An 847-nucleotide genomic window follows, 5' to 3' on the forward strand; every position below is an offset into this window, starting at 1 on the left:
GGTGCCGTCCTCGCGCTGGAAATAGCCGTATTCGCGCAGGCGCTTGGCGGCCTGGAAGACATCGGCGGTGATGATGTCATCGCGCAGGCGGGCGAACTCGGCGTCGGTGAGCTGACAGTGGTTGAGCGCCTCGAATTTGGCGCGGAAGTTGGCCTCGAGCGCGGCCTTGTCGTGGATGTCGGGGCGGACGCTGTATTTGAGCTCGCCGAGTTTGTCGAGGAGCTTGCGTTCGATGTCCGCTTCTTTGAAGGTCATCCGGGGTGGTCTCCGTGTCCGAGTGCCTGTGACTTTGCCTAGAGCGCGCGGCTGGTTGGGTTGCCGGTGCGGGCCACTTCTGGACGGGCGAGGAACTTGGGCAGGTCGGTGCGCGGGCCGGTCAGCACATGGCCGGTCCAGTTCATGATCTCGGCGGTGATCAGGCCGGTCGATTTGCCATCGACGAGGAAGAACCGGACGCTGCGGCCGATGGCGTCGGTCATCGGGCATCGCTCCGGCACGGGCGGGGATGCGGGGCCTCGAAGCCGAGGTTGGCAACGTTGGTGTCGGGCTTATCCTTGGAAGTTCTGGCCATGGTGTGTTCTTTTTGAGTGCCCCCGCTGCTCCATCTATGGCGTCCACAGCACCTGGTACTGCAAACCGGTCGACGCGACCGCCTTGATGATCTTCTCGGCCATATCCGCCGTCGCGATACCAGTGGTCCACTCAGTCAAGCGGCCGCTCGGTGAACGCAAACACCAAGGACGGAGTGCTGACGCGACAGTGCGCTCAGCCGATGCGGTGTCGCCAACGGCAACAATCGGATAGAAGTTGACATTCGATTCAGTGAACGTCCGCACATACCCTTGAC

The 847-nt window shown here is 62.7% G+C and carries 2 protein-coding genes and 1 pseudogene; all 3 read right to left on the bottom strand.

From position 1 onward, the window contains the following. Positions 1-255, bottom strand: a 255-nt coding sequence (locus tag VBE63_RS30570) for a hypothetical protein (protein ID WP_323686713.1), incomplete at its 3' end; no start/stop codon positions are given. Between the two features lie 62 nt (positions 256-317). After that, positions 318-479: pseudogene (locus tag VBE63_RS30575) on the bottom strand (DUF4357 domain-containing protein); the annotation flags it as partial. A 126-nt stretch (positions 480-605) separates the two neighbouring features. After that, on the bottom strand, positions 606-847 hold a 242-nt coding region (locus VBE63_RS30580; RefSeq protein ID WP_323686714.1), incomplete at its 5' end, for a hypothetical protein.

It is taken from the genome of Lamprobacter sp. (genome assembly GCF_034860625.1).
Lineage (GTDB): Bacteria > Pseudomonadota > Gammaproteobacteria > Chromatiales > Chromatiaceae > Lamprobacter.